Here is a 23,130-nt window from a genome sequence, read left to right on the forward strand (position 1 = left end):
GGTTGCGCACTCATGACAACTCGATCTCCACGCCACAACGGAAACGTCGTTCGGCGCCCGGCTCCAGCCGGATCGCCTCGGCACACTCAGGCCGGTTGTATGCGTCGGCCATGCACTCCATCGGCTCCAGCGCGATCGACTTGCGCACGTCGCGGCTCACCGTGTCGGCGGTGAATGCGTGCATTACGCCATGCTCTTGCCATACCGCGATGCCGAAACCCCGGGACGGGTCGCGCAGGCGGGTGCGGATACGGCCATCCGCCTCGACGTCCAGATCGGTATAGCCCTGATCGAGGATACTGTCGCCGAGCCGGCGCAGCTCGCGGAAGTCCAGCGCCGGCGCGTCGTCCAGCGCCACGTACGCCGCCGCGCCGGACAGCGCGATGAGGTCGGCGCCGGTACGGATCAGGGTCTGTGCGGGAATCTGCAATTGCCAGCCGTCGACCAGGTCTCCGGCCAATCGGAAGTAAGGGTGCCAGCCGAAGAAGCACGGCGCGGCGCTGTCGCCGACGTTGCGCATCCGCGCCTCCAGCGTGATCCCGCCGGCGTCCAGCGTGAAGGTCACGCTGAGGTCGATCGCATGCGGATAGCCCGGCTGCGGGCGGATCGCCGCGGTACTCAACGTAACCTGTGCGCCGTGGTCGTCGGCGACCAGCGTGTCGATGTCGAAATCCACGTTGCGCAAGAAGCCATGCCGGCAAGCCCGCTGGGCACCGGCGACACCGGGCTGCAGATCCTCCGACCGGCCATCGAAGGTATAGCGCGCGTCCGCGATACGGCCGGCAAACGGCGCCATGATCGCGTAGCGGGAACCCTGACCCGCGACGATCTCGGCCGCATCGCGATAACCGTCGGCGAGGTCGTGCATGCCCTCTTCGAATGGCACCTCGAAACTGAGCAGCGCCGCGCCGTGCAGCGCAATGCGCACGCGCCGGTTGCCGATGCCATCGGTCAACACAACGATGGCCTGATCGCCCAGCTGGGCCCGTTCCGCGCTGTAGCGCATCGCGCTCAATGCCACCATGGAATTCTCCTGCTGTTGAAAACACCCCATGTTAACCTGATCAATCCCCACCCCTCATCGTTGTTGTTGCCCCATGCAAGCACTTCCAGAGCAATCTCCTGCGTTGATACGCCTCAGTGATTACCGCGCACCCGCTTGGCGCGTGGAGACGGTAGAGCTGGATTTCGATCTCGGCATCGATGCCAGTGAACTGTCCGCACGCTTGCTGCTGCGTCGTGATCCCGCACAGAACGCGCCGCTGCGACTGGACGGCGAGAACCTGCAGTTGCTGTCCATCACACTCGATGGTCGCCAGCTGCCTGCCACCGCGTATCGCTATGTAGGCAATAGCCTGGAAGTCGATGGTGTCCATGACGGCAGCGTGCTGGAAACCCGCGTGCGGTTGCGCCCGGCGGCGAACACCGCGCTGGAAGGCCTGTATTTGTCCGGCTCGCGCGAAGCGGGCTTCCTGTTGACCCAATGCGAGGCCGAGGGCTTTCGCCACATTACCTTCTTCACCGACCGGCCCGATGTGCAGTCTCGCTACAGCGTCACTTTGCGCGCCGATCGTGCACGCTTTCCGGTGCTGCTGGCCGGCGGCAATCCCGACGGTAGCGGCGAACTGGAGGGCGGCCGGCATTGGGCGCGTTTCGTCGACCCACACCCGAAGCCGAGTTACCTGTTCGCGCTGGTTGCCGGCCGGCTGGAAAAGATCGAACGCGACTACGTCACCGCCGAAGGGCGCGCCGTGCAGCTGAAGATCTGGGCCGAAGCCGACGCGATCGACCGCTGCGATTACGCGATGGATGCGCTGGAGCGCTCGATGCGCTGGGACGAGCAGGCGTACGGCCGCAACTACGACCTGGACGTGTTCCACGTCGTCGCCACCCACGACTTCAACATGGGCGCGATGGAGAACAAGGGCCTCAACATTTTCAATGCCAAGTGCCTGCTGGCCGACCCGGACTCGACCACCGACGACGAATACCGGCATGTCGAGGCGGTGGTGGCGCACGAATACTTCCACAACTGGAGTGGCAACCGGGTCACTTGTCGCGATTGGTTCCAGCTGTCGCTGAAAGAAGGGCTTACGGTGTTCCGCGAGCAGAGCTTCTCGGCCGACATGAACTCCGCACCGCTGAAGCGCATCGAGGACGTCTCGCTGCTGCGCCGCGCGCAGTTCCCCGAGGATGCCGGCCCGCTGGCGCATCCGGTGCGTCCGGCGCAGTACAGCGAGATCAACAATTTCTACACCGCCACGGTGTACGAGAAAGGCGCCGAGCTGGTGCGCATGCTGGCCGGTGCGCTGGGCAAGGACGGTTTCCGTCGCGGCATGGATCGCTATTTCGATAGCAACGACGGCCGCGCCGCCACGCTGGAGGATTTTCTTGCGGCACTGGGCGAAGCCAACGGCACCGACCTCACACCCTACCTGGCCTGGTACGGCCAGGCCGGCACGCCGCGATTGAACGCCCGTGGCCGTTACGATGCTGTCCGGCATGAGTACACGCTGACGCTGGCCCAGCACGTTGCGGGACCGGAATCCCGGCCGCCGCTGCCGATCCCGGTCAAGCTGGCGCTGTTCACGCGTCATGGCGACATGCTGCCCTTGCATCTGGACGGCCAGACGTCCAAAAGCGTCAACGAACTCGTCGTGGTGCTGACCCAGGCCGAACAGGATTTCGTCTTCACCAACGTCATCACCGCACCGGTACCGTCCCTGCTGCGCGGTTTTTCCGCACCAGTGATCCTGGAATGCGATTACACCCCGGACGAGTTGGCGTTGCTGCTGGCCCATGACGTCGACGGCTTCAATCGCTGGGAGGCCGGCCAGCAGCTGGCCGTGCGCGCCTATGAGAACCTGCGTGACGACACCTCGACCGAGGCCTTGCATGCCTGGTGCGAAGCGCTGGCGTTGCTGTTCGACAACACCTCGATCGACGACGCGTTGCTGGCCGACCTGCTGACCCCGCCGGGCGAAGTCGAACTGGCCGAACGCGAGACAGCGATCGATCCGCAACGCATCCACCACTTGCGCCAGAGCTTGCAACAACGACTGGCCGAACGGCTGGGTGCCGACGCCTTGCGCCGGCGTTACCAGGCGCTGGCCGCGCATACCGGCATCGAGCTGGATGCGCTCAGCCAGGCGCGCCGCCGGCTCAAGCGCCGCATGCTGGAGCTGTTGCATCTGCTCGACAGCCCCGAAGCCTGTCGGCTGGCCGCCGCCCAGTACCGGAGCGCGCCCGGCATGACCGACCGGCTCGCCGCGCTGGCTGTGCTGGTGCGCGGCAATGCCCCGCAGGCTGAGGCGGCGTTGCTCGACTATCGCGAACGCTACGCCGACAACGCGCTGGCGCTGGACAAATGGTTTGCGGTGCAGGCGCAGTTGCCGGGTGAGCCGGCACTGGAGCGCGTACTGCTGCTGGAGCGCGATGCCGCGTTTACCCTGAAAAATCCTAACCGGGTGCAGGCCTTGCTGGGTGCGTTCGTGCGCGGCAACCCGAGTGGGTTCCATCGGATCGATGGTGCCGGCTACCGGCTGCTGGCCGAGCGACTGATGACGCTGGACAGGTTGAACCCGCAGGTAGCGGCACGGCTGGCTACGGCATTCAACGGCTGGCAGCGGCTGGAACCGCTACGCCGCGAGGCGGCGCGTGCGGCAATCGTGGAACTCGCCAGGCATGACGGGCTTTCCCGCAACCTGGCCGAAATCATCGGCAGCGTGCTCAACCATTGATCGGCGGCGGGGCTGCCGACCCCGCGCGGACACCTCGCTGCCTCGCCCGCTGCGGGTAATGGCATCCGCTATACGGGCGGATGTTTCGCTCAGACGGACAAATGATCGAGCGCGTCGAGCAGGCTCTGCATGCGCGATTCCAGGTCGGGCTGCAACACGCCACGCTCGTTGTCTTCGCGCCCGCTCAAACCGTCGATCGCCATCTCGACCTGGCCAAGCTCGATCAGCAGATCGTGGTACGGATAAACCGGCTGGAAATCGAAGCTCATGTCCATGGCGTACCCCTTCTCGTGGCTGGTACTGCGATGAAAGCAACCGCCGTGCCAGGATGTGATGAGTGTCGCAGTTGATTCGGGTTCGCCATCACAGCACTGACGCAATACGTCATCTGCTGCCGCGGCCCGGCACAATTTTCCTTTTCAGTCACTCTTTGTTCACATGTTTGCGGCGAATATCCATCCGTGTTTTACGCCAGCGATCACCGGTTTCTGGCGTCCGGCAACACGGTCATCCTGGATTCCCCCTGTTCCTGAGACCGCCGGGCGTCAGATCTATAAGCACAAGGCCCCGCAGCTGCAAAGCTGCGGGGCCTTGTCTTTTGGGCCTTTGCGAGGTTTTCGGATCCCACAAAAGGCGACGGCACCCCGAGAGGTGCCGTCTTGCTTCCTTTCCTGGTACACGATCGAACCCCTGTCCGTTCGATCTCGGCGCGCGTAGTCGCGCAGCGTCTGCCCGTGAAAGTGCTGCTGGGTACAAGCAGGAAACATGCCAGCCATCGGTCAATCCCTGGCATGCCGTTGGCGGCGTTACCATAGCGCCTCGTTTCGTCACTTTTTGCGTGCTCAGGGCAGTTTGATGCGCCACCCCACCCACTACGACGTCATCGTGATCGGCGGCGGCCATGCCGGTACCGAGGCGGCGCTTGCAGCCGCACGCGCCGGCGCACGCACGTTGTTGCTCAGTCACAACATCGAGACGATCGGCCAGATGAGTTGCAATCCGGCGATCGGCGGCATCGGCAAAGGCCATCTGGTCAAGGAGATCGACGCGCTCGGCGGTGCGATGGCGCATGCGGCCGACCGTGCCGGCATCCAGTGGCGCACTTTGAACGCGTCGAAAGGTCCCGCCGTGCGCGCCACCCGCTGCCAGGCCGATCGCGCGCTGTACAAGGCGGCGATCCGCCATATCGTCGAAACCGAGCCAAACCTGCAGCTGTTCCAGCAGGCAGTGGACGACCTGATCATCGAGCACGGCCGCGTCACCGGCGTGGTCACGCAGATGGGCCTGTCATTCGGCGCGAACGCGGTAGTACTCACTGCCGGCACCTTCCTCGCCGGCAAGATCCACATCGGCCAGGCGCAATACGCCGGTGGTCGTGCCGGCGATCCGCCGGCCAGCGCTCTGGCACAGAAGCTGCGCGAACTGCCGGTCGCCGCCGACCGTCTGAAAACCGGCACGCCGCCACGCATCGACCTGCGCAGCATCGACTTCAACGGCCTCGAGGAGCAGCCCGGCGACGATCCGGCGCCGGTGTTCTCCTACCTCGGTACCCGCGACGAACATCCGCGCCAGGTCAGCTGCTGGATCACCCACACTTCTGAACAGACACATGAACTGATCCGCGGCGCGCTGGACCGTTCACCGCTGTACACCGGCCAGATCGAAGGTGTCGGCCCGCGCTACTGCCCGTCGATCGAGGACAAGGTGGTGCGCTTCGCCGAGAAGTCATCACACCAGATCTTCATCGAGCCGGAGGGTCTGGACACGTTCGAGATCTATCCGAACGGCATTTCCACCTCGTTGCCGTACGACGTGCAGCTGGCCTTGGTGCACTCGATCAAGGGTTTCGGGAAGGCGCATATCACCCGCCCCGGCTATGCGATCGAGTACGACTATTTCGACCCGCGCGGCCTGCAGCCGTGGCTGGAAACCAAGGCGATCCCCGGCCTGTATTTCGCCGGCCAGATCAACGGCACCACCGGTTACGAGGAAGCTGCCGCACAAGGCCTGATCGCCGGCCTCAACGCCGCGCTCGCCACGCAGGGCAAGGCGCCTTGGTATCCGCGCCGCGACGAGGCGTATATCGGCGTGCTGATCGACGACCTCACCAGCAACGGCACGATCGAGCCGTACCGCATGTTCACCTCGCGTGCCGAATACCGACTGCATCTGCGCGAGGACAACGCCGACCTGCGCCTCAGCGAGACTGGCCATGCCCTGGGTGTAGTGCCGCAGGCGCGCTACGACGCGTTGCGCGCCAAGCGCGAAGCGGTCGAACGCGAGCTGCAACGCCTGGGCGGATTGTGGGCGACGCCGGGCAACGCGCTCGGCGCCGCGGTCGAGCGCCAGCTCGGCATCGCCGTCAGTCGCGAGACGAATGCAGTGGATCTGTTGCGCCGGCCCGAGCTCGATTATGCGCAGCTGACCTCGGTGGCCGAACTGGGACCGCCGGTGGCACGCGACGACGTCGCCGCGCAGGTCGAAGTGCAGGTCAAGTACGCCGGCTATCTCGAGCGTCAGCGCGAGGAAATCGAGCGTCAGCGCCGGCATGAGCACACCGCGATTCCCGCCAGCTTCGACTACGACAAAGTGCGTGGACTGTCCGCCGAAGTGCTACTCAAACTGAAACGCACGATGCCGGCCACACTCGGCCAGGCGGCGCGTGTCAGCGGCGTCACTCCCGCGGCGATCTCGCTGCTGCTGGTGCACCTGAAGCGTCGCGACGCTGCCTGACATAGGCGTGGATCCGCCCCGCGCTCCACTCATGGCATCATGCCCACTTCGACCAGCATGAGGAGTGTGCAATGGAAATCTGGATCGGTCGCGACGGCGAACGACATGGCCCGTACAAGGAAGACGATGTGCGCCAATGGCTGCGCACGGGCCAGGTCAGCCCGCAGGATCTGGCCTGGTACGAGGGCCTCGCCGACTGGCAGCCGCTGTCGGTGCTGTTCCCCGACGAAATGTCTCGCAACGCGCCGCCACCCAGCAACCCCTATACCGCACCTGCCGCACCGCTGATGCCGTTGCCGCAAACCACGGCGGCCGCGCTGGAGGACTATGCCGGTTTCTGGAAGCGCGTGGGGGCCTACATTCTCGACGCCATCATCTTGTACATCCCGAACACGCTCATCATGAAGGCCATGGGCGGCGATGCGGCTCAAGAGGCGATGCGCCAGACCATGCTTGCCGCACCGGGTGACCCGCACGCCATGATGGCCGCGTACGGACAGTTTTATTCAATGATGGGCACGACCATGGCGATCACCGGCGTCATTGCCTGGTTGTACTTCGCGCTCTGCGAGAGTTCGGCCTGGCAAGGCACGTTGGGCAAACTGGCGCTGGGCATCCGGGTCACCGACTTGCAGGGCAAGCGGATCAGCTTCCCGCGCGCCCTGGGTCGTTATCCCGCCAAATTCCTCAGCAGCATGATCCTGGGCATCGGTTTCCTGATGGTCGCCTGGACCGAGCGCAAGCAGGCCTTGCATGACATGGTCTGCGGCACTTTGGTGTTGAACGGCCGCGCCAGCGAGTTCAAGTCGAACCAGACCTCGTCCGACAACAGCAAATCGTTCAGCGCCTGAGCGTGGATTTGCCTGGACGGCGTCGCGGCTCGGCCGCGGCGCCGTGTTTGTTTTCTGCACATCTGCTGCCGGTGCAGTCGGGCTGCTTGGTATCATCGTCGGCTTGATCTCTCTACCCGGCGCATCACGCCACTGCCAGGAACCGACCGCAGCCCATGCTCAGCATCGAACAACGCATCGCCAACGATATCGCCGCCAAAACCGAACAGGTACAAGCGGCCGTGGATTTGCTCGACGGTGGCGCCACCGTGCCGTTCATCGCGCGCTACCGCAAGGAAGTCACCGGCGGTCTGGACGACACCCAGCTGCGCCTGCTGGAGGAGCGACTGCACTATCTGCGCGAGCTGGAAGACCGCCGCGCGGCGATCCTTGCCAGCGTCGAGGAACAGGGCAAGCTCAGCGATGCGTTGAAAAGCGAATTGCTCGCCGCCGACACCAAGGCGCGGCTGGAAGACTTGTACCTGCCGTTCAAGCCGAAGCGCCGCACCAAGGCGCAGATCGCCCGCGAGGCCGGGCTGGAACCGCTGGCGCTGGGCCTGCGCGACGATCCCACGCTGTCGCCGGAAGTGTTCGCCGCAACGTTTGTCGACGCGGAGAAAGGCGTTGCCGACGTGCGCGCCGCGCTGGATGGCGCTCGCGCGATCCTGATGGAGTCGATCGCCGAAGATGCGCATCTGGTCGGCGAACTGCGCGACTGGCTATGGGCGCAGGGACAGATCCGCGCCAAGCTGGTCGAAGGCAAGGAGAACGAAGGCGCGAAGTTCCGCGACTACTTCGACCATGTCGAACCGATCGGCAAGATTCCTTCGCACCGGTTGCTGGCGTTGATGCGCGCACGCAACGAGGGCGTGCTCGAGCTTGAACTGGCACCGGCTGCCGACAGCGAGCAAGGCCACGCCGAAGGCGAAGGCCGCGTCGCCGCCCACGCCAACATCCACAATCGCGGCCGCGCCGCCGATGCCTGGCTGCGCGAAACCGTGCGGCTGACCTGGCGCGTGAAGCTGCATCTGCATCTCACCCTCGACCTGTTCGGCCGCGTGCGCGAAGGTGCCGAGGACGAGGCGATCCGCGTCTTCGGCGACAACCTGAAGGACTTGATGCTGGCAGCGCCGGCCGGTGCGAAGACAGTGATGGGACTCGATCCGGGCATCCGCACTGGCGTCAAAGTTGCCGTGGTCGATGCCACCGGCAAGCTGCTCGCCACCGACGTGATCTATCCACACGAGCCACGCCGACAGTGGAATGAATCGCTCGTGCAACTGGCGAAACTGTGCAAACAGCACGGCGTCAACCTGATCGCGATCGGCAACGGCACCGCCTCACGCGAAACCGACAAGCTGGCCGGCGAGTTGATCAAGAAGCTTGCCGACAGCCATCTATCGAAAGTGGTGGTCAGTGAAGCCGGCGCGTCGATCTACTCGGCATCCGAGCTGGCGGCGAAGGAATTTCCCGAGCTGGATGTGACCTTGCGCGGTGCGATTTCGATCGCGCGCCGGCTGCAGGATCCGCTGGCCGAACTGGTGAAGATCGAGCCGAAGGCAATCGGCGTGGGCCAGTACCAGCACGACGTCAACCAGATCAAGCTGGCACGTGCGCTGGATGCGCGGGTCGAGGACTGCGTCAATGCGGTCGGCGTCGATGTCAACACCGCCTCTGCCGCGCTGCTGGCGCGCGTGGCCGGCCTCAGTGCCAGCGTCGCCGAGAACGTGGTGAAGCACCGCGATGCGAACGGCCCATTCGCCAACCGCAAGGCATTGCTGAAAGTGCCGCGGCTCGGCGACAAGGCATTCGAGCAGTGCGCCGGTTTTCTGCGTGTCTCCGATGGAGACAATCCGCTGGATGCCAGCTCGGTCCATCCCGAAGCGTACCCGGTGGTCGAACGGATCATCGCCCAGTGCGGCCGCGAGGTGCGCAATATCATCGGCGACAGCGGCTTCCTGCGCGGCCTCAAGCCCGAGCAGTTTACCGATGAAAAGTTCGGCGTACCGACCGTGCGCGACATCCTGAAAGAACTGGAGAAACCAGGCCGCGATCCGCGTCCGGAATTCGTGGCGCCCAGTTTTGCCGAGGGCGTCGAGGACGTGAAGGATCTCAAGCCCGGCATGATTCTCGAAGGCCGGGTCACCAACGTCGCCGCGTTCGGTGCGTTCGTCGATATCGGCGTGCATCAGGATGGCTTGGTGCATGTCTCCGCGTTGTCGCATACGTTCGTCAAGGATCCGCGTGACGCGGTGAAGGCCGGTGACATCGTCAAGGTCAAGGTGATGGAGATCGACCTGCCGCGCCAGCGCATCGGTCTCAGCATGCGGCTCGACGACGAACCCGGACAGGCGCGTAGTGGGCGGCCGCCGGCCGGTGGCGGCAACCCGGACGGCAAACGCGACACCCGCAACGGCGGACGACCCGGCAACAGCGCACCGAAGCCCACACCGGCGCCAGTCAACAGCGCCTTCGCCGATGCGTTGGCGCGCGCCGCCAAACGCTGACCCAACCACCCATGCGGCAGCGCGCTGCAATGCAGCATGCGCTTCCGTATGGGGTGCATTAACGTAACGCTCATATAACAAGGCCATTCCGGCCCAGGAGTGTTACCCATGCTTCGCACCCGCCAACTCGCCGGCGCCATCGCCGCCACGTTGATGTTCAGCAGCGCCGCTGTCGCCACCGATTTCAGCAAGGTCGTCGTGTTTGGCGACAGCCTCAGCGACAACGGCAATCTGTCGCAGGTGTTGCCAGGCCCGAGCATTCAGCCACCGCTGCGTTTCACCACCAATCCCGGCCATGTGGCGATCGAGAATGTGGCCAGTACCTTGGGCAGCACGCTCAGTCCTTCGCTCAATGGCGGAAGCGATTACGCCTGGGGCGGCGCAGGGGTCAACAACAACTCGCCCGGTACGCCGGGGGCGGTGCCGACGCTGACCACGCAGGTGAATGCCTATCTGAGCGCCGGCAGCGCCGACCAGCATGCGCTGTATTCCATCTGGGGCGGCGCCAACGACATTTTCTACCACGCGACTCTGGCCGGCGGCGGGCTCGAAACCTCGGCACAGGCGCAGACCAACGTGGCGATCGCTGCGCAGCAGGAAGTGAAGCTGATCGGTCAGCTGCAGGCCGCCGGTGCCAAGAACATTCTGGTGTTCAACCTGCCCAACATCGGGCTGACTCCCGACGCTGCCGCGCAAGGGCCGGCCGGCGCCGCAGCATTGGCCGGTCTCAGCCTGATCTTCAACGGCCAGCTCAATACTGGCCTGGGACAACTGGGCAAAGGCATCATCCCGATCAACGCCTATGGGCTGCTGTCCGAGGTGATCGCCAATCCACAGGCTTACGGTTTCACCAATGCCACCATGCCGGCTTGCGGCGCCAATTCCAGCTCGGTGCGCTGTGGGCCGCAGGGTTCAGGCCTGCCGTACACGTACGCCCCCGGCACGGATCAGAGCTACGTGTTTGCCGACGGAGTGCATCCGACCACCGCCGCGCACGCGCTGCTCGGCCAGTATGTGGTGTCCGTCCTGCGGGCGCCGGAACAGATTTCGCTGCTCGGTGAGTCGGCGTTGTCGGCCGCCACCACGCAGACCCGCACCATCCGCAACCAGATGCTGGTGGACAGCGATGGCGGCGAAACCCGTACATTCGTCAACATCGATTACGCGCGGCAGCGCTTCGACGCCAACAACGGTTCGCCGAAGACCAGTAGCAACAACATCAACTTCACCTTGGGCGTGGATGCCCACGCCGCCGACAATCTCTCGGCTGGCCTGGCGCTCGGGGTCGGCCAGAGCAATGCGAATGTTTCCGGCGGTGGCGGTTACAAGCTGCAAGACATCAGCGGGCTCGGCTATCTGACCTACCACGCTGGCGGCGGCTATGTCGGCGGTTACGCGGATTTCGGCCAGTCCAATTTCAAGAACATCGACCGTCGCATCGACCTCGGCGCCATGCGACGCACCGAGAGCGGCAAGGCGGACGGCTCGCATCTGGGCGCCGGCCTCACCGGTGGCTGGTGGTTCGATTTCGGCAACCTGCGCACCGGACCGTTTGCCAATCTCGAATGGCAGACCGCCAAGATCAACGGCTATAGCGAAAACGGCAACGACAGCAGCGCGATGTGGTTCGATCGGCAACAGCGCGACGCGCTGATCGGCACCCTGGGCTGGCGCTTGCAAGGTCATTGGCAGGTCGCCAACCTGGCCATGTCGCCGTATGCCGAACTGGCCTGGAACCACGACAGCAAGGCCGATCCGCGTGAAGTCAGCGCCGGCTTGAACAGCATGAACGGCACGTTCGCGCTGACCGGCTTCGTACCCGACAAGAGCTGGGGCAACGCCAACCTCGGCCTGTCCGCCCAGCTCACGCCGAGCATGACCAGCTGGATCGGCTACAGCGGCCGTTTCGGAGACAACAGCCAGAAGTACAACAGCTTCAACATGGGCTTCCGCGTCAACCTCTGAACGGGTCCGCCGCAACAAAAAAGCCGCCGGTTTGCACCGGCGGCTTTTTTTATGTGCTGACGTCTGGACGGCTTACTTGTTCTTGCCGCCGGTCGCCACTCCGAGGATTTCCATGGCCTGCTTCTTCAGCTTCGCCGCCGCATCGTCGTCGAGCGGCTGCACATCGCTGCCGACCTGATGCTGCTTCAATACCAGCGTGCCATCGTCGCTCCAGCCGGCACGGTCGATCGCGCTCGGCTTCCCGTCACGGCTTGCCTTGGTCTCCTGCACGATCGCCCACGGCTTGCCGTCCTTGTAGGCATAGTCGGTGCTGGTGAAACCCTTGTCGCCGTAATCGACCAGTTCACGGATGAATTGCACCTGGCCAGCCTGGCGGAACAGCTGCCAGCCGCGCGAGACATTCGCGTCGAGCTTGGTGCCATGGGTGACCTTCATGGCGCCGAGCTGCTTCTGCTCGGCGGTGAACGCGTCCATGACTTTCTCGCCGGGGGTCTGTTCGGCCACCAGCTCGATCACCACGCCGTCATTCTTGCTGCCCTTGGCCAGCACCGGCGCCTGGATCGGCATCGCATAGTGGCGATCGCCATCGGTCAGCGTGGCCTGTATCACATACAGGTCATTCGGCTTCACATCGGCCGGGTTGAAGCTGAGCTTGAACGGCTGCGGAAACGAGCCCGCCGGGGCGGTCTTGCTCGCCAGCGGCGCGGAGCCCACGGCGGTGGACGACACGTCGACCAGATTCAGCACCAGCGTAGCGTTCGCCGACGGCTGCACGGAACCGCGCAACGAGATTGTGCCGCTCACCTCATTGACAGCCGTGTTAGCCGCAGCGGCTGTATTCGCGGATGCGGGCGCATCCGTAGACGTCGGCTGCTCCGGAGTGGGGGCATTATTGCAACCAGCCAGAGCCAGCGCTGTAACCGACATGAGCGACAAAACTGTCTTGCGCATGGGAAAACCTCATCAACGTGAAAACAAGCACGAGATCGTTCAGACGCCTTGGCGCCACGATTCTACGCGGGGGAAGCTCCAAGCATAGCCCAAAAATCCCGACGCGGAAAAGTCAAGCCAGCTGATGGCCTACCATGCGCAGGCGTACGCGGCTCAGGCCCGGAAATTGCCGCCGCGGCCCCGCATCGCCACGAATCAGCCCCGCCGCAAGGCCCGATACGCGATGTCCCGGCGGCAAAATGCACCCTCGTAACGGATACGACCGACCATGGCATAAGCCTGTTCGCGGGCCGCGGCGATGTCCTTGCCCAGCGCGCATACGGTCAGCACGCGACCGCCGGCGGTGACCGCCCGGCCCTGGCCGTCCAGGCGGGTGCCCGCGTGGAACACTTTGACATCGGCTTTCATATCGGCCGGCGCACCGGTATCGATCGGTGCGTCGAGACCCTCGATCACGTCGCCGCTACGCACCCTGCCCGGATAGCCACCGGCGGCCATCACCACCCCGATCGCCGGGCGCGCATCCCAGCGCGCCTTGCTATGTTCCAGCCGGCCATCGAGCGCGTCATCGATCAGCTCGACCAGGTCGGACTTCAGCCGCAGCATGATCGGCTGGGTTTCCGGATCGCCGAAGCGCACGTTGAATTCGATCACCTTCGGTGCGCCGCTCTTGTCGATCATCAGACCGGCGTACAGAAAGCCGATGAACGGTGCACCCTCCGCCGCCATGCCGCGCAAGGTCGGCTCGATCACTTCGCGCAGGATGCGCTGTTCGACTTCCGGGCTAACCACCGGTGCCGGCGAATACGCGCCCATACCGCCGGTGTTCGGCCCCAGATCTCCTTCGTCGCGGCGCTTGTGATCCTGGCTCGAAGCCATCGGCAGCGCGTGGCTGCCGTCGCTCATCACGATGTAGCTGGCTTCTTCGCCATCCAGGAATTCCTCGATCACCACCCTCGCCGAGGCATCGCCGAAGCTGTGTGCGCCGAGCATGTCGTGCAGCGCCAGTTCCGCATCGGCCAGGGTCAGTGCGACCACCACGCCCTTGCCCGCGGCAAGGCCGTCGGCCTTGATCACGATCGGCGCGCCGTATTGGCGCACATAGGCCAGCGCCGGAGTCAGATCGCTGAACACCGCATAGCGTGCGGTGGGAATGTTGTGCCGCTGCAGGAAATCCTTGGCGAATGCCTTGGAGCCTTCCAGCTGCGCCGCGATCGCGCGCGGACCGAAAATGCGCAGGCCGGCGGCACGAAAGCGGTCGACCACGCCGGCCACCAGCGGCACCTCGGGACCGACCACGGTCAGCCCGATCTTCTCGCGTTTGGCCAGCTGCAGCAGGCCTTCGAGATCGTCCATCGCGACATCGGCATTGCGCACGCCCGGCTCGTGCGCGGTACCGGCATTGCCGGGCGCCACGATCACCTCGTCGACCTGCGACGACTGCCCGAGCTTCCACGCCAGCGCGTGTTCGCGACCGCCGCTGCCGATAACGAGAACCTTCATGCCTGCACTCCGAGAACCACTCATGCGCGACGCCGCGCAGTCGCGCATTGTAGCGGCTGCGACGGACTGCCCGCTCGGGGTTCAATCGTGGTGGTGCACCAGCTCCAGCAACGCCGCGCGCGGCAACTTGCCGGTTTCGTTGCGGGGCAACGCGGAAACCAGCCGCAGCGGACGCGGCAGGAACAGCGGATCGATAGCCCGGCGCAGCGCGTCGAGAATCATGTGTTCATCCAGCCCCGGCGCCACCGCCAGTGCCGCAATCCGGTGCACACCGAGTGCATCGGCGGCATCGAGCTGAAACACCACGCCATCCTGCACACCGGGTATCGCCAGCAGGCGCCGGCTGAGGTCGCTCAGCGAGGCGCGCTTTCCGGCGATCTCCAGCATGTCGGCATGCCTGCCGCGCAGGCGGAAGCGACGACCGCCGTCGGATAGGCTGACAATATCGGCCAAGGTGACCGGTGCGCTCAGCTGTGGCGCCTCGATCGCGGTACCGTCCGGCTGCGGATGCAGGATGACGTCGGCATACAACGACCAGTCCTCGTCCACAGTAGGGCGGCGACTGGCGAACACGCAGGTTTCGGTGGAGCCGAATACCTCCAGCACGAGAGTGCCGAAGCGCTGCTCGGCAGCCGCTGCCAATTCGCGCGGCAGCGGTGCGGTAGCCGAAACCACAGCGGCAACCGGCGGCAACGCGATGCCCGACTCGACCAGAGCGCGCAGATGCACCGGCGTGGTCACCAGCAGCCGCGGCGGCGGCACTTCGGCCAGTGCCGCCGCCACATCGGCCGGGAAGAACGGCCGCCCGGCATGCACGCTGATCTCGCCCAGCAGCGGCAGCAGGACCGACATCTCCATGCCGTACATGTGCTGCGGCGGCACCGTGGCAACGATCTCGACATGCCGGCCGACGGCCGCCTGCAGCATGCCCAGGTTGCCCGCGTTGCTGGCGTGAAAGCTGCCCCAGGTTTTTTCGTTGGCGCTGGGCATGCCGGTGGAGCCGGAGGTATAGCCGATCGCCACCACCTGCTCGGCCGGAATCATCGGCCAGCTCGTATCGGCCCGGCTCGTATCGGTTTCGGGCGGCAATGCGACGTCCAGCGACGGCATCAGTCGATAACCCGGCGGTGCCGGATCGAGCGCCTGCTCGCCCAGCGCGTAGCAGCCGGGATGCGCCGCCATCACTTCATCCACCGCCTGTGGCGCGCGCGATGACGGCAACAGATTGATCTGTCCACGCAGCACGATCGCGCAGAACGCCACCAGGAATGCGTAACGGTCCTCACACAGATTCACTGCGGCCGCCGCGGCAGGCAAGCCGGCAGCCACCGCCTGCACGTGCGTCAGGAACTGTGCGGCAGTCACCGCCTCGCCGTGTCGCCGGACCAGAACCCGTAAAGGATCGGCAGCGGCCAACAGTGGCAGCCGTTGCGGTGCTTCACGCTGGTAGATGTCGTAAACGATGGCCAAGCCGCACTCTCCCGGATGCTTCAATTCGTCGTGCTGCAGGAACAGCATCGCCCCGATCCATTAACGCCGACGTGAATGGCCGGCGCTGTCGTGACACAGCGATTCACGGAGCCGCTGGTTGGCACCGCACTGTTCCGACAGGGTTCCGACGCGTCCCCTTCGACCGCTCAGGCGCGGATGATAGCGCCCGACAATGCATCGCGGATCACGGTGGGATTGTTCTGGCCGCCCAGAGGGGCGTCCAGCAGGCCGTCCAGCGCATCGCCGAAATAGTCCGCAACGGTCTGCGCCAGGCGCGCCGGCGGTTGGCCGTGCGGGTTCGCACTGGTCGATACCAGCGCACCACCGAACGCACGACACAGCGTGGCGGCAGGTTCGTGAGCGGTGACCCGCAGCGCGATGCCGGCGTGTGTACCGGCGATCCATGTCGGCACTTCCGCCGAGCGCGGGAAAACCCAGGTATGCGGCCCCGGCCAACTTGCCCACACCTGCTGCAGGACTTCGGCTGGCACCGCGGCAAGCTCGATATAGCGCTCGACCTGGGCGAACTCGGCGGCAATCAGCAATACGCCCTGTGTCGGCGGACGCTGCTTCAGCGCGAACAGGCGCTCGAACGCAACCCGATCATGCGGATCGCAGCCGAGGCCGAACACGGCCTCGGTCGGATAGGCCAGCACACCGCCACCATGCAGCAGCTCGGCGGCAGCACCGGACTCGGCGAGGGTGAAGCGCTGTAGCACTCAGGTCTCGACTTTCTCTGACAAGACGTTCTTGGCCGCGACTTTCTTCGTCGCCGCTTTCTTGGCAGCCGCTTTTTTGGTCGCGGTCTTCGTGGCGGCTTTCTTCTTTGTCGCAGCTTTCTTGACGGCCGCCTTCTTCACTGCCGGCGCTGCCTTCTTGGCGGCAACCTTCTTGGTCGCGGTCTTCTTCGTGGCGGTTTTGGTGGCGGTCTTCTTGCCGAAGCGTCCCTTGCGCACCGGCGCGGCCGCGAGCAGCTCAAGACACTGCTGCTCGGTCAGCTCCTTCGGCTCCTGTTCCTTCGGGATGCGCGCGTTCTTCTCGCCATCGGTGATGTACGCGCCGTAGCGGCCGTTGAGTACCTGCACGCCGTTGCCGAAATCGAGGATCAACCGGTTCGCCAGCATCTCGAGTTTCTCGGCCACGATCTGCAAGGCGCGCGGCAGCTCGATCGTGTACGGATCGTCCTCGGGCTTGAGCGAGGCATAGGTGCTGCCCTGCTTCACGAACGGGCCGAAACGGCCGACACCGACCATGACCTCGTCTCCGTTCTCCGCCTGGCCGAGCTGGCGCGGCAGCTTGAACAGCTCCAGCGCCTCGGCCAGCGTGATCGTGTGCATGCTTTGGCCGGGGCGCAACGAGGCGAAGGTCGGCTTGTCCTCGTCGTCCTTGGTGCCGATCGCGGCATACGGTCCGAAGCGGCCCAGCCGCACCGACACCGGCTTGCCGGTTTTCGGATCGCTGCCAAGTTCGCGTGCACCGGTCGCCTCGTTGCGATCGACCGACTCGGTCTTCTCGTCCACCTGCTGCTTGAACGGCAGCCAGAAACGCTCCATCAGCGGTACCCAGGCTTCCTCGCCGCGGCTGACCGCATCGAGTTCGTCCTCCATCTTCGCGGTGAAGTCGTAATCGACGTAGCGGGTGAAATGCGCGGTGAGAAATTTGCTGACGGCGCGGCCGACGTCGCTGGGCTTGAAGCGGCGGTTGTCGAGCAGGACGTATTCGCGATTCTGCAGCACCTGGATGATGCTGGCGTAGGTCGACGGACGGCCGATGCCATGTTCCTCCAGCGCCTTGACCAGGCTGGCTTCGGAATAGCGCGGCGGTGGCTCGGTGAAATGCTGGTCGGCGGCGATCTCGTGCAGCGGCACCTGCTCGCCCACCGCCAGTCGCGGCAGGCGACGACCCTCGTCGTCGTCCTCGGCGCTCTTCTGGTCGCGGCCTTCCTCGTACACGGCAAGAAAGCCTGGATCGATCACGGTGGTGCCGCTGGCGCGGAACGAGGCGTCGCCGCCTGCCGCGTCGCGCAGCGCAAATTCCACCGAGACGGTATTCAGCGTGGCGTGGATCATCTGGCAGGCGACGGTGCGCTTCCAGATCAATTCATACAGCTTGCGCTGGTCGTCGTTGAGGAAGGCGGCGATCGCTTTTGGCGTATACATCGCCGAAGTCGGACGGATCGCTTCATGCGCCTCCTGCGCGTTCTTCGACTTGGTCTTGTAGACCTGCGGGGCATCGGGCAATGCATGGCCGCCGAAATCGCGGGCGATCAGCTGGCGCAGCTCGGCCACCGCGTCGTCACCCAGCATGGTGGAGTCGGTACGCATATAGGTGATCAGGCCGACGTTGCCCTCGTCGCCGAGCGCCACGCCTTCGTACAGCCCCTGCGCCACCTTCATCGTGCGGCTGGTGGTGAAGCCGAGCTTGCGCGCGGCCTCCTGCTGCAGGGTGGAAGTGGTGAACGGCGCCGCCGGGCGGCGCTTGCGCTCCTTCGAACCGACGTCGCTGACGGTGAGGCGGCCGCGGGCAGCCTGCTTCAGTGCGTCGCGCGCGGCTAACGCATCGGCTTCGTTGGTGAGATCGAACTGCTCGAACTTCTTGCCGTTGAGCTTGCTCAGACGGGCCGTGAAATCGCCCTCGGCATGCTTCAGCTGGGCCTCGATGGTCCAGTATTCGCGCGCCTTGAATGCCTCGATCTCATCCTCGCGCTCGACGATCATGCGCAGTGCCGGCGACTGCACGCGACCGGCGGACAGTCCGCGCTGCACCTTGCGCCACAACACCGGCGACAGGTTGAAGCCGACCAGATAGTCCAACGCGCGACGGGCTTGCTGCGCATCGACCAGGTCATGCGACAGCTGGCGCGGTGATGCCACCGCCGCCTTGATCGCCTTCGGCGTGATCTCGGAGAACACCACACGATGCATGCGCTTGCCTTCGGTCAGGCCGCGCTCCTTCAGGATCTCGCTGATGTGCCAGGAGATCGCCTCGCCTTCGCGATCCAAGTCGGTCGCGAGATAGATGTCGTCGGCCAGCTTGGCGGCCTTGGCGATCGCGTCGACGTGCTTCTCGTTGCGCTCGATCACCTCGTAGGCCATGGTGAAACCGTGCTCGGTGTCGACCGCGCCCTCCTTCGGCTTCAGGTCACGCACGTGACCGTAGGAGGCGAGGACCTGAAAGTCCTTGCCGAGGTATTTGTTGATCGTCTTGGCTTTGGCCGGTGATTCGACGATGAGCAGGTTTTTTGCCATGAAGCTGGATTTCCGCAAGTGAACCACCGGCGCTTCCGTGCCGGACATATATATAGTTGAAACCATGCCGCGCCCGCGGCTGTCAAGCCTGAACCCGCCAGACCCGCCAGGCCGGGGGCAAGCGTCTCTGATCAAGCGTTGTCGGGCAATCGCTGGTAGCGGTTGCCCGGCAGACTCTCGATCCGGGCTTCCAGTTCCAGCATCAACAGCATCGAGGACAGCGTGGCCGCCGATTGCCCTGTACGCCGAACAAGTTCGTCCAACGTCGTTGGCTCATGACCAAGTTCGGTCAAAAGCCGACGATAGGCGGCATCCTCCCCCGAGCTGGAACGGTCGCCTGAATCGCTCGTGCCACCTTTGGCAACCAGCTGCCGAGTCGCCTCGCTGCCGGTTTCCGCCTGCAGTCGGGCAGCCAGTTCGCATCCAAGCATGCGCGCTGCCGGCGCCAATGTCTCGATAATCTCCACGGCGCTCTCTACCAACCGCGCGCCATCACGGATCAGACGATGGCAGCCGCGAGCCAGCGGATTATGGATGGAGCCGGGCAACGCGAACACCTCGCGACCCTGTTCCCCAGCCAACCGGGCCGTGATCAACGAACCGGAACGCAAACCCGCCTCGATCACCAGCGTGCCCAGCGACAGGCCCGCAATGATACGGTTCCGCCGCGGAAAATGATCGGCACGCGCGGGAGTGCCGGGTGGAAACTCGCTGATCAGCACGCCGTGCGTGGCGATTCGCCGGGCCAGCGCATGGTGCTTGCGCGGATACACCCGATCCGGTCCGGTGCCGATAACCGCCAGCGTCGCCGCCCCCGCATCCAGGGCGGCTGTATGGGCCGCGCCGTCGATGCCGTCGGCCATGCCGCTGGTAATGGCGAAGCCGGCCTGCGCCAGCGCATGGGCAAACGCACGGGCATGCGCCAGCCCACTCGCGCTGGCGCTGCGGGCACCCACGATCGCTACTTGCGGATACAGCAGCCGACTGGCGTCGCCGATCACGAACAAGGCCGCCGCCGGCTGCGGAATGTTTTCCAGTTGGGGCGGAAAGTCCGCTTCGGTACAGCGCAACAACCGGTGACCCGGCTCGGCCAGCCACGCCAGATCGCTCGCCAATTGCACCTCGTCGGGCTGTGCCAGCCACGCCTTCGCTGGCTCACCGAGCACCGCGGCATGACGCTGCAGCTGCCCTACGACCCTCCGGATATCGCCATCGGCAGCATCGAGCCGCTCGCGCAGACCACCCGGGCCGAGGCCCGGCGTGCGCAGGGCTATCAGCCACGCGCGCAGTACATCCCTGTCGTCCATGTGCATGTGCTGCAGTTTACGGAGCCCGCACAAACAGAAACGGCGCGGTGGTGGCCGCGCCGTACTGTAGGCAGATGCCAATAGAAGGCGGGTGTTATTCCGGCGCGCGCAGGCGGGCACCGATGTGCACCGGCCGCAAGCCGTCCATGATCAAGCCGTAGCTGACCCGGTCGAATGTGCGGAACACCATGACGTGACCGACGTATTCGTCCGGCAAGGTGACCCGCTCGCCCACGCCGCGGCGCCAGCTGTTGCTGGCAACGTCGTCATGGATGTTCTCGCCCGGCTCGTACATCGTGAACGTCTGGCCGTTGTCGACTCCGTCCTTGGCGCCGATCGACAGCATCACCACCTGGCGCGAACCGGCCGCATCCATCGCATCGGCAAACCCGATCACCTTGGCGTTGGCCGCCACCGACTTCGGCGGGTGCGGGTAGTAGGACGCGTCATACGGCCTGTCATCGACGGGCATGATGCGGTCGCCGCTGCGGATTTCCAGCGTCGCGTTGAGCAGCAACAAGGTCGCCGGGTCGCCCATGCGCAGCGTCTCGGCGGTGCCGATCACGCTGACTTCGACGCCGAGGTCATCGCCCTTGCCATAGTGACCGTCGTTGCGGGAATCCTCGCGCCACGGCGCATTGACCATTGCCGCGTTGCTGTCCAGTTCGTGACCCACCAGATCGGCACTGGCCGCATCGCTCTGATTGAAGCCCCGGAATACGTGAGTCGGCCGCACGATCGCCCAGCGTTGACCCGGCTCGCCCTGCAGGCCGCGCACGTAGATGTTCTGGCCTACCGCGCCGCGCAATCGGGCCTCTTCCAGACCGACCACATACGGGGCGGAGCTGACCGCATTCGAATCCATCACCCGCATGTCCTTGAGGAACATTTTCAGCTCGGACAGCGGAATCGCCGACACCGGCTCGCCTTCGGGATGCACCTGCGGCTGCAGCTGCAGGTGCGGCCCGTTGATAAAGGACAGATTGAGCACGTCGCCGGGGTAGATCAGGTGGGGGTTGCGCACCTGCGGGTTAGCCTGCCAGATCTCCGGCCACAGCCAGGGCTTGGACAGGAATTTGGCGGAAATGTCCCACAAGGTGTCGCCCCGGCGCACGGTGTAGCTGTCGGGATGATCGGCCCGCAGTTGCGCGCCGGCGGCATAGACGGCCACGGTGACCAGCATGCCGGCCAGCAACACGATAAATTTCTTGATCATTGGTGGGAATCCCCCTTCCCCAGATGCTCGGTCGAGTGTAACCGAATGGTTAACACGCGCAACAGGCGCGAGTTGGCAAAAATCGTCTGCACTCGGATGGTTGCCGACGTACAATGAGGCACATTCTAGATCGCACCGGGGGTGGCTTTTTACCAAATCGCCCGCAGTTCCGGCGCCGAGGTGATTCCATGTCCGTACTACCCATACTCGAGTTCCCCGACCCTCGTCTACGTACCCGCGCCGAGCCGGTCCGTGTGTTTGACGCAAAACTGAAGCAGTTCGTCGCCGACCTGTTCGAGACCATGTACGCCGCCAACGGCGTCGGCCTCGCCGCGACCCAGGTCGACGTGCATCAGCGCGTGCTGGTCGCCGACATGAGCGACGACCGCAAGCAGCCGCTGGCGCTGATCAATGCGCAGATCCTCGAGAAGGAAGGTTCGCAGGTGTATCAGGAAGGCTGCCTGTCGTTTCCCGGCCTGTATGCCGATGTCACCCGCGCGTTGAAGGTCAAGGTGAAGGCGCAGGACCTCGACGGCAACGAGATCGTGGTCGAGGCCGAAGGGCCGCTGGCGGTGTGCATCCAGCATGAGATGGATCATCTGGATGGCAAGGTGTTCGTCGACTATCTGTCGTCGCTGAAACGCGCGCTGCTGTTGAAGCGGCTGGACAAGCAGCGCAAGCAGGCAGCGAGTGCTTGAATAGTCCAGGCCTGCGGCTGGTTTTCGCCGGCACCCCCGATTTTGCCGTGCCCTGCCTGGAGGCTTGCCGCGCCAGCGGTGCACAGGTGGTCGCCGTCTACACCCAGCCCGATCGTCCCGCAGGTCGCGGCCGCAAGCTCACGCCCAGTCCGGTCAAGCAGGCTGCGTTGGCTGCCGGGCTCGCGGTCGAACAGCCCGAGTCGCTTAAATCTGCCGAGGCGCAGCAGGCGCTGGCGGCGTACCGGCCCGATCTGCTGGTGGTGGTCGCCTACGGGCTGATCCTGCCGCGCAAGGTGCTGGCGATTCCACGACTAGCCTGCTGGAACGTGCATGCCAGCCTGCTGCCTCGCTGGCGCGGTGCGGCGCCGATCCAGCGCGCGATCCTCGCCGGCGACCGCGAAAGCGGCGTCGACTTGATGCAGATGGAAGCCGGTCTGGATACCGGCCCGGTGCTGCTGCAGCGACGCACCCCGATTGCCCGTGAGGACACCGGCGGCTCGCTGCATGACCGCCTGTCCCAGCTGGGTGCCGAAGTGCTGGCCGACGGCCTGCGCCGCCTATTGGCCGGCGAAAAGCTCACCGCCACGCCGCAGCCAGCCGAGGGCGTGACTTACGCGCACAAGCTGGACAAGGCCGAGGCCAGACTCGACTTCGGCCAGTCGGCCATCGAGCTGGAGCGACAGGTGCGCGCGTTCGATCCGTGGCCCGTGGCCGAAGGCGAGATCGCCGGTGAGCTGTTGCGAATCTGGGCCGCGCAGGCGATCGAACTCGACCACCACGCCACGCCGGGCAGCGTGCTGGCCACCGGCCGCAACGGCATCGACCTCGCCTGCGGCCGCGGCGCACTGCGCGTTACCGCCCTGCAGCGCGCCGGCGGCAAACGCATCGGCGCGGTCGACTACCTCAACGCCCGCCCCGAACTGCGACAGCCCCGATGAAAG

At 65.1% G+C, this 23,130-nt stretch carries 16 protein-coding genes; 7 read left to right on the forward strand and 9 right to left on the reverse strand.

Annotated features, from left to right (window positions below; all coding sequences use genetic code 11):
• Window positions 1-10: 10 nt before the first annotated feature.
• On the reverse strand, window positions 11-1,015 hold the full coding sequence (locus tag BUA26_RS07570) for an aldose 1-epimerase (RefSeq protein WP_072760165.1): 1,005 nt from the start codon (window positions 1,013-1,015) through the stop codon (window positions 11-13).
• 82 nt (window positions 1,016-1,097) lie between these two features.
• On the opposite strand from BUA26_RS07570, the gene pepN reads away from it, so the two are divergent.
• Window positions 1,098-3,740 carry an aminopeptidase N gene (gene pepN / locus BUA26_RS07575; protein ID WP_072759233.1) on the forward strand — a complete coding sequence of 881 codons (2,643 nt, stop codon included), beginning with the start codon at window positions 1,098-1,100 and terminating at the stop codon, window positions 3,738-3,740.
• 89 nt (window positions 3,741-3,829) lie between these two features.
• On the opposite strand, the gene BUA26_RS07580 is transcribed toward pepN, so the two are convergent.
• Complete coding sequence (locus BUA26_RS07580) at window positions 3,830-4,015, reverse strand: hypothetical protein (RefSeq protein WP_072759235.1); 186 nt, start codon at window positions 4,013-4,015, stop codon at window positions 3,830-3,832.
• Between the two features lie 580 nt (window positions 4,016-4,595).
• Here BUA26_RS07580 and mnmG point away from each other — a divergent pair.
• The 4 genes from mnmG (at window position 4,596) to BUA26_RS07600 (ending at window position 11,775) form a co-directional block, all read left to right on the forward strand.
• On the forward strand, window positions 4,596-6,473 hold the full coding sequence (mnmG, locus tag BUA26_RS07585; protein ID WP_072759237.1) for a tRNA uridine-5-carboxymethylaminomethyl(34) synthesis enzyme MnmG: 1,878 nt from the start codon (window positions 4,596-4,598) through the stop codon (window positions 6,471-6,473).
• Between the two features lie 71 nt (window positions 6,474-6,544).
• Window positions 6,545-7,324: an RDD family protein gene (locus tag BUA26_RS07590; protein ID WP_072759239.1), complete on the forward strand. Its 780-nt coding sequence runs from the start codon at window positions 6,545-6,547 to the stop codon at window positions 7,322-7,324.
• A gap of 155 nt (window positions 7,325-7,479) precedes the next feature.
• The gene (locus BUA26_RS07595) at window positions 7,480-9,810 is read left to right on the forward strand and encodes a Tex family protein (protein ID WP_072759241.1); all 2,331 of its coding nucleotides are present in this window, start codon (window positions 7,480-7,482) and stop codon (window positions 9,808-9,810) included.
• Between the two features lie 108 nt (window positions 9,811-9,918).
• A complete protein-coding gene (locus BUA26_RS07600) occupies window positions 9,919-11,775 on the forward strand; it encodes an autotransporter domain-containing protein (protein WP_072759243.1) in 1,857 nt (618 codons plus the stop codon).
• Window positions 11,776-11,847: 72 nt separating this feature from the next.
• Here the strand turns inward: BUA26_RS07600 and BUA26_RS07605 are convergent, their stop codons facing one another.
• The 7 genes from BUA26_RS07605 to BUA26_RS07635 all read right to left on the reverse strand — a co-directional run bounded on the left by BUA26_RS07605 (window position 11,848) and on the right by BUA26_RS07635 (window position 21,491).
• Entirely contained in the window at window positions 11,848-12,726 is an 879-nt protein-coding gene (locus tag BUA26_RS07605) for a YbaY family lipoprotein (protein WP_072759245.1), read from the reverse strand.
• A gap of 195 nt (window positions 12,727-12,921) precedes the next feature.
• Window positions 12,922-14,229, reverse strand: a complete 1,308-nt coding sequence (gene purD, locus BUA26_RS07610) for a phosphoribosylamine--glycine ligase (RefSeq protein WP_072759246.1) — start codon at window positions 14,227-14,229, stop codon at window positions 12,922-12,924.
• An 81-nt stretch (window positions 14,230-14,310) separates the two neighbouring features.
• Window positions 14,311-15,699: an AMP-binding protein gene (locus BUA26_RS07615; protein WP_072760167.1), complete on the reverse strand. Its 1,389-nt coding sequence runs from the start codon at window positions 15,697-15,699 to the stop codon at window positions 14,311-14,313.
• Window positions 15,700-15,866: 167 nt separating this feature from the next.
• Window positions 15,867-16,439, reverse strand: coding sequence for an L-threonylcarbamoyladenylate synthase type 1 TsaC (locus BUA26_RS07620; RefSeq protein ID WP_072759247.1), 573 nt, complete (start codon window positions 16,437-16,439; stop codon window positions 15,867-15,869).
• Window positions 16,440-18,968: a DNA topoisomerase I gene (locus BUA26_RS07625; RefSeq protein ID WP_072760169.1), complete on the reverse strand. Its 2,529-nt coding sequence runs from the start codon at window positions 18,966-18,968 to the stop codon at window positions 16,440-16,442.
• 131 nt (window positions 18,969-19,099) lie between these two features.
• Complete coding sequence (gene dprA / locus BUA26_RS07630; RefSeq protein ID WP_083572902.1) at window positions 19,100-20,281, reverse strand: DNA-processing protein DprA; 1,182 nt, start codon at window positions 20,279-20,281, stop codon at window positions 19,100-19,102.
• Between the two features lie 88 nt (window positions 20,282-20,369).
• Window positions 20,370-21,491 carry a LysM peptidoglycan-binding domain-containing protein gene (locus BUA26_RS07635; protein WP_072759249.1) on the reverse strand — a complete coding sequence of 374 codons (1,122 nt, stop codon included), beginning with the start codon at window positions 21,489-21,491 and terminating at the stop codon, window positions 20,370-20,372.
• 188 nt (window positions 21,492-21,679) lie between these two features.
• Here BUA26_RS07635 and def point away from each other — a divergent pair, with 188 nt between their 5' ends.
• Window positions 21,680-22,189: a peptide deformylase gene (def, locus tag BUA26_RS07640; protein ID WP_072759250.1), complete on the forward strand. Its 510-nt coding sequence runs from the start codon at window positions 21,680-21,682 to the stop codon at window positions 22,187-22,189.
• Window positions 22,186-23,127, forward strand: coding sequence for a methionyl-tRNA formyltransferase (gene fmt / locus BUA26_RS07645; RefSeq protein WP_072759251.1), 942 nt, complete (start codon window positions 22,186-22,188; stop codon window positions 23,125-23,127). Before def ends, fmt begins: the two co-directional genes overlap by 4 nt.
• Window positions 23,128-23,130 lie beyond the last annotated feature (3 nt).

The organism is Rhodanobacter sp. OK091, assembly GCF_900142825.1.
Lineage (GTDB): Bacteria > Pseudomonadota > Gammaproteobacteria > Xanthomonadales > Rhodanobacteraceae > Rhodanobacter.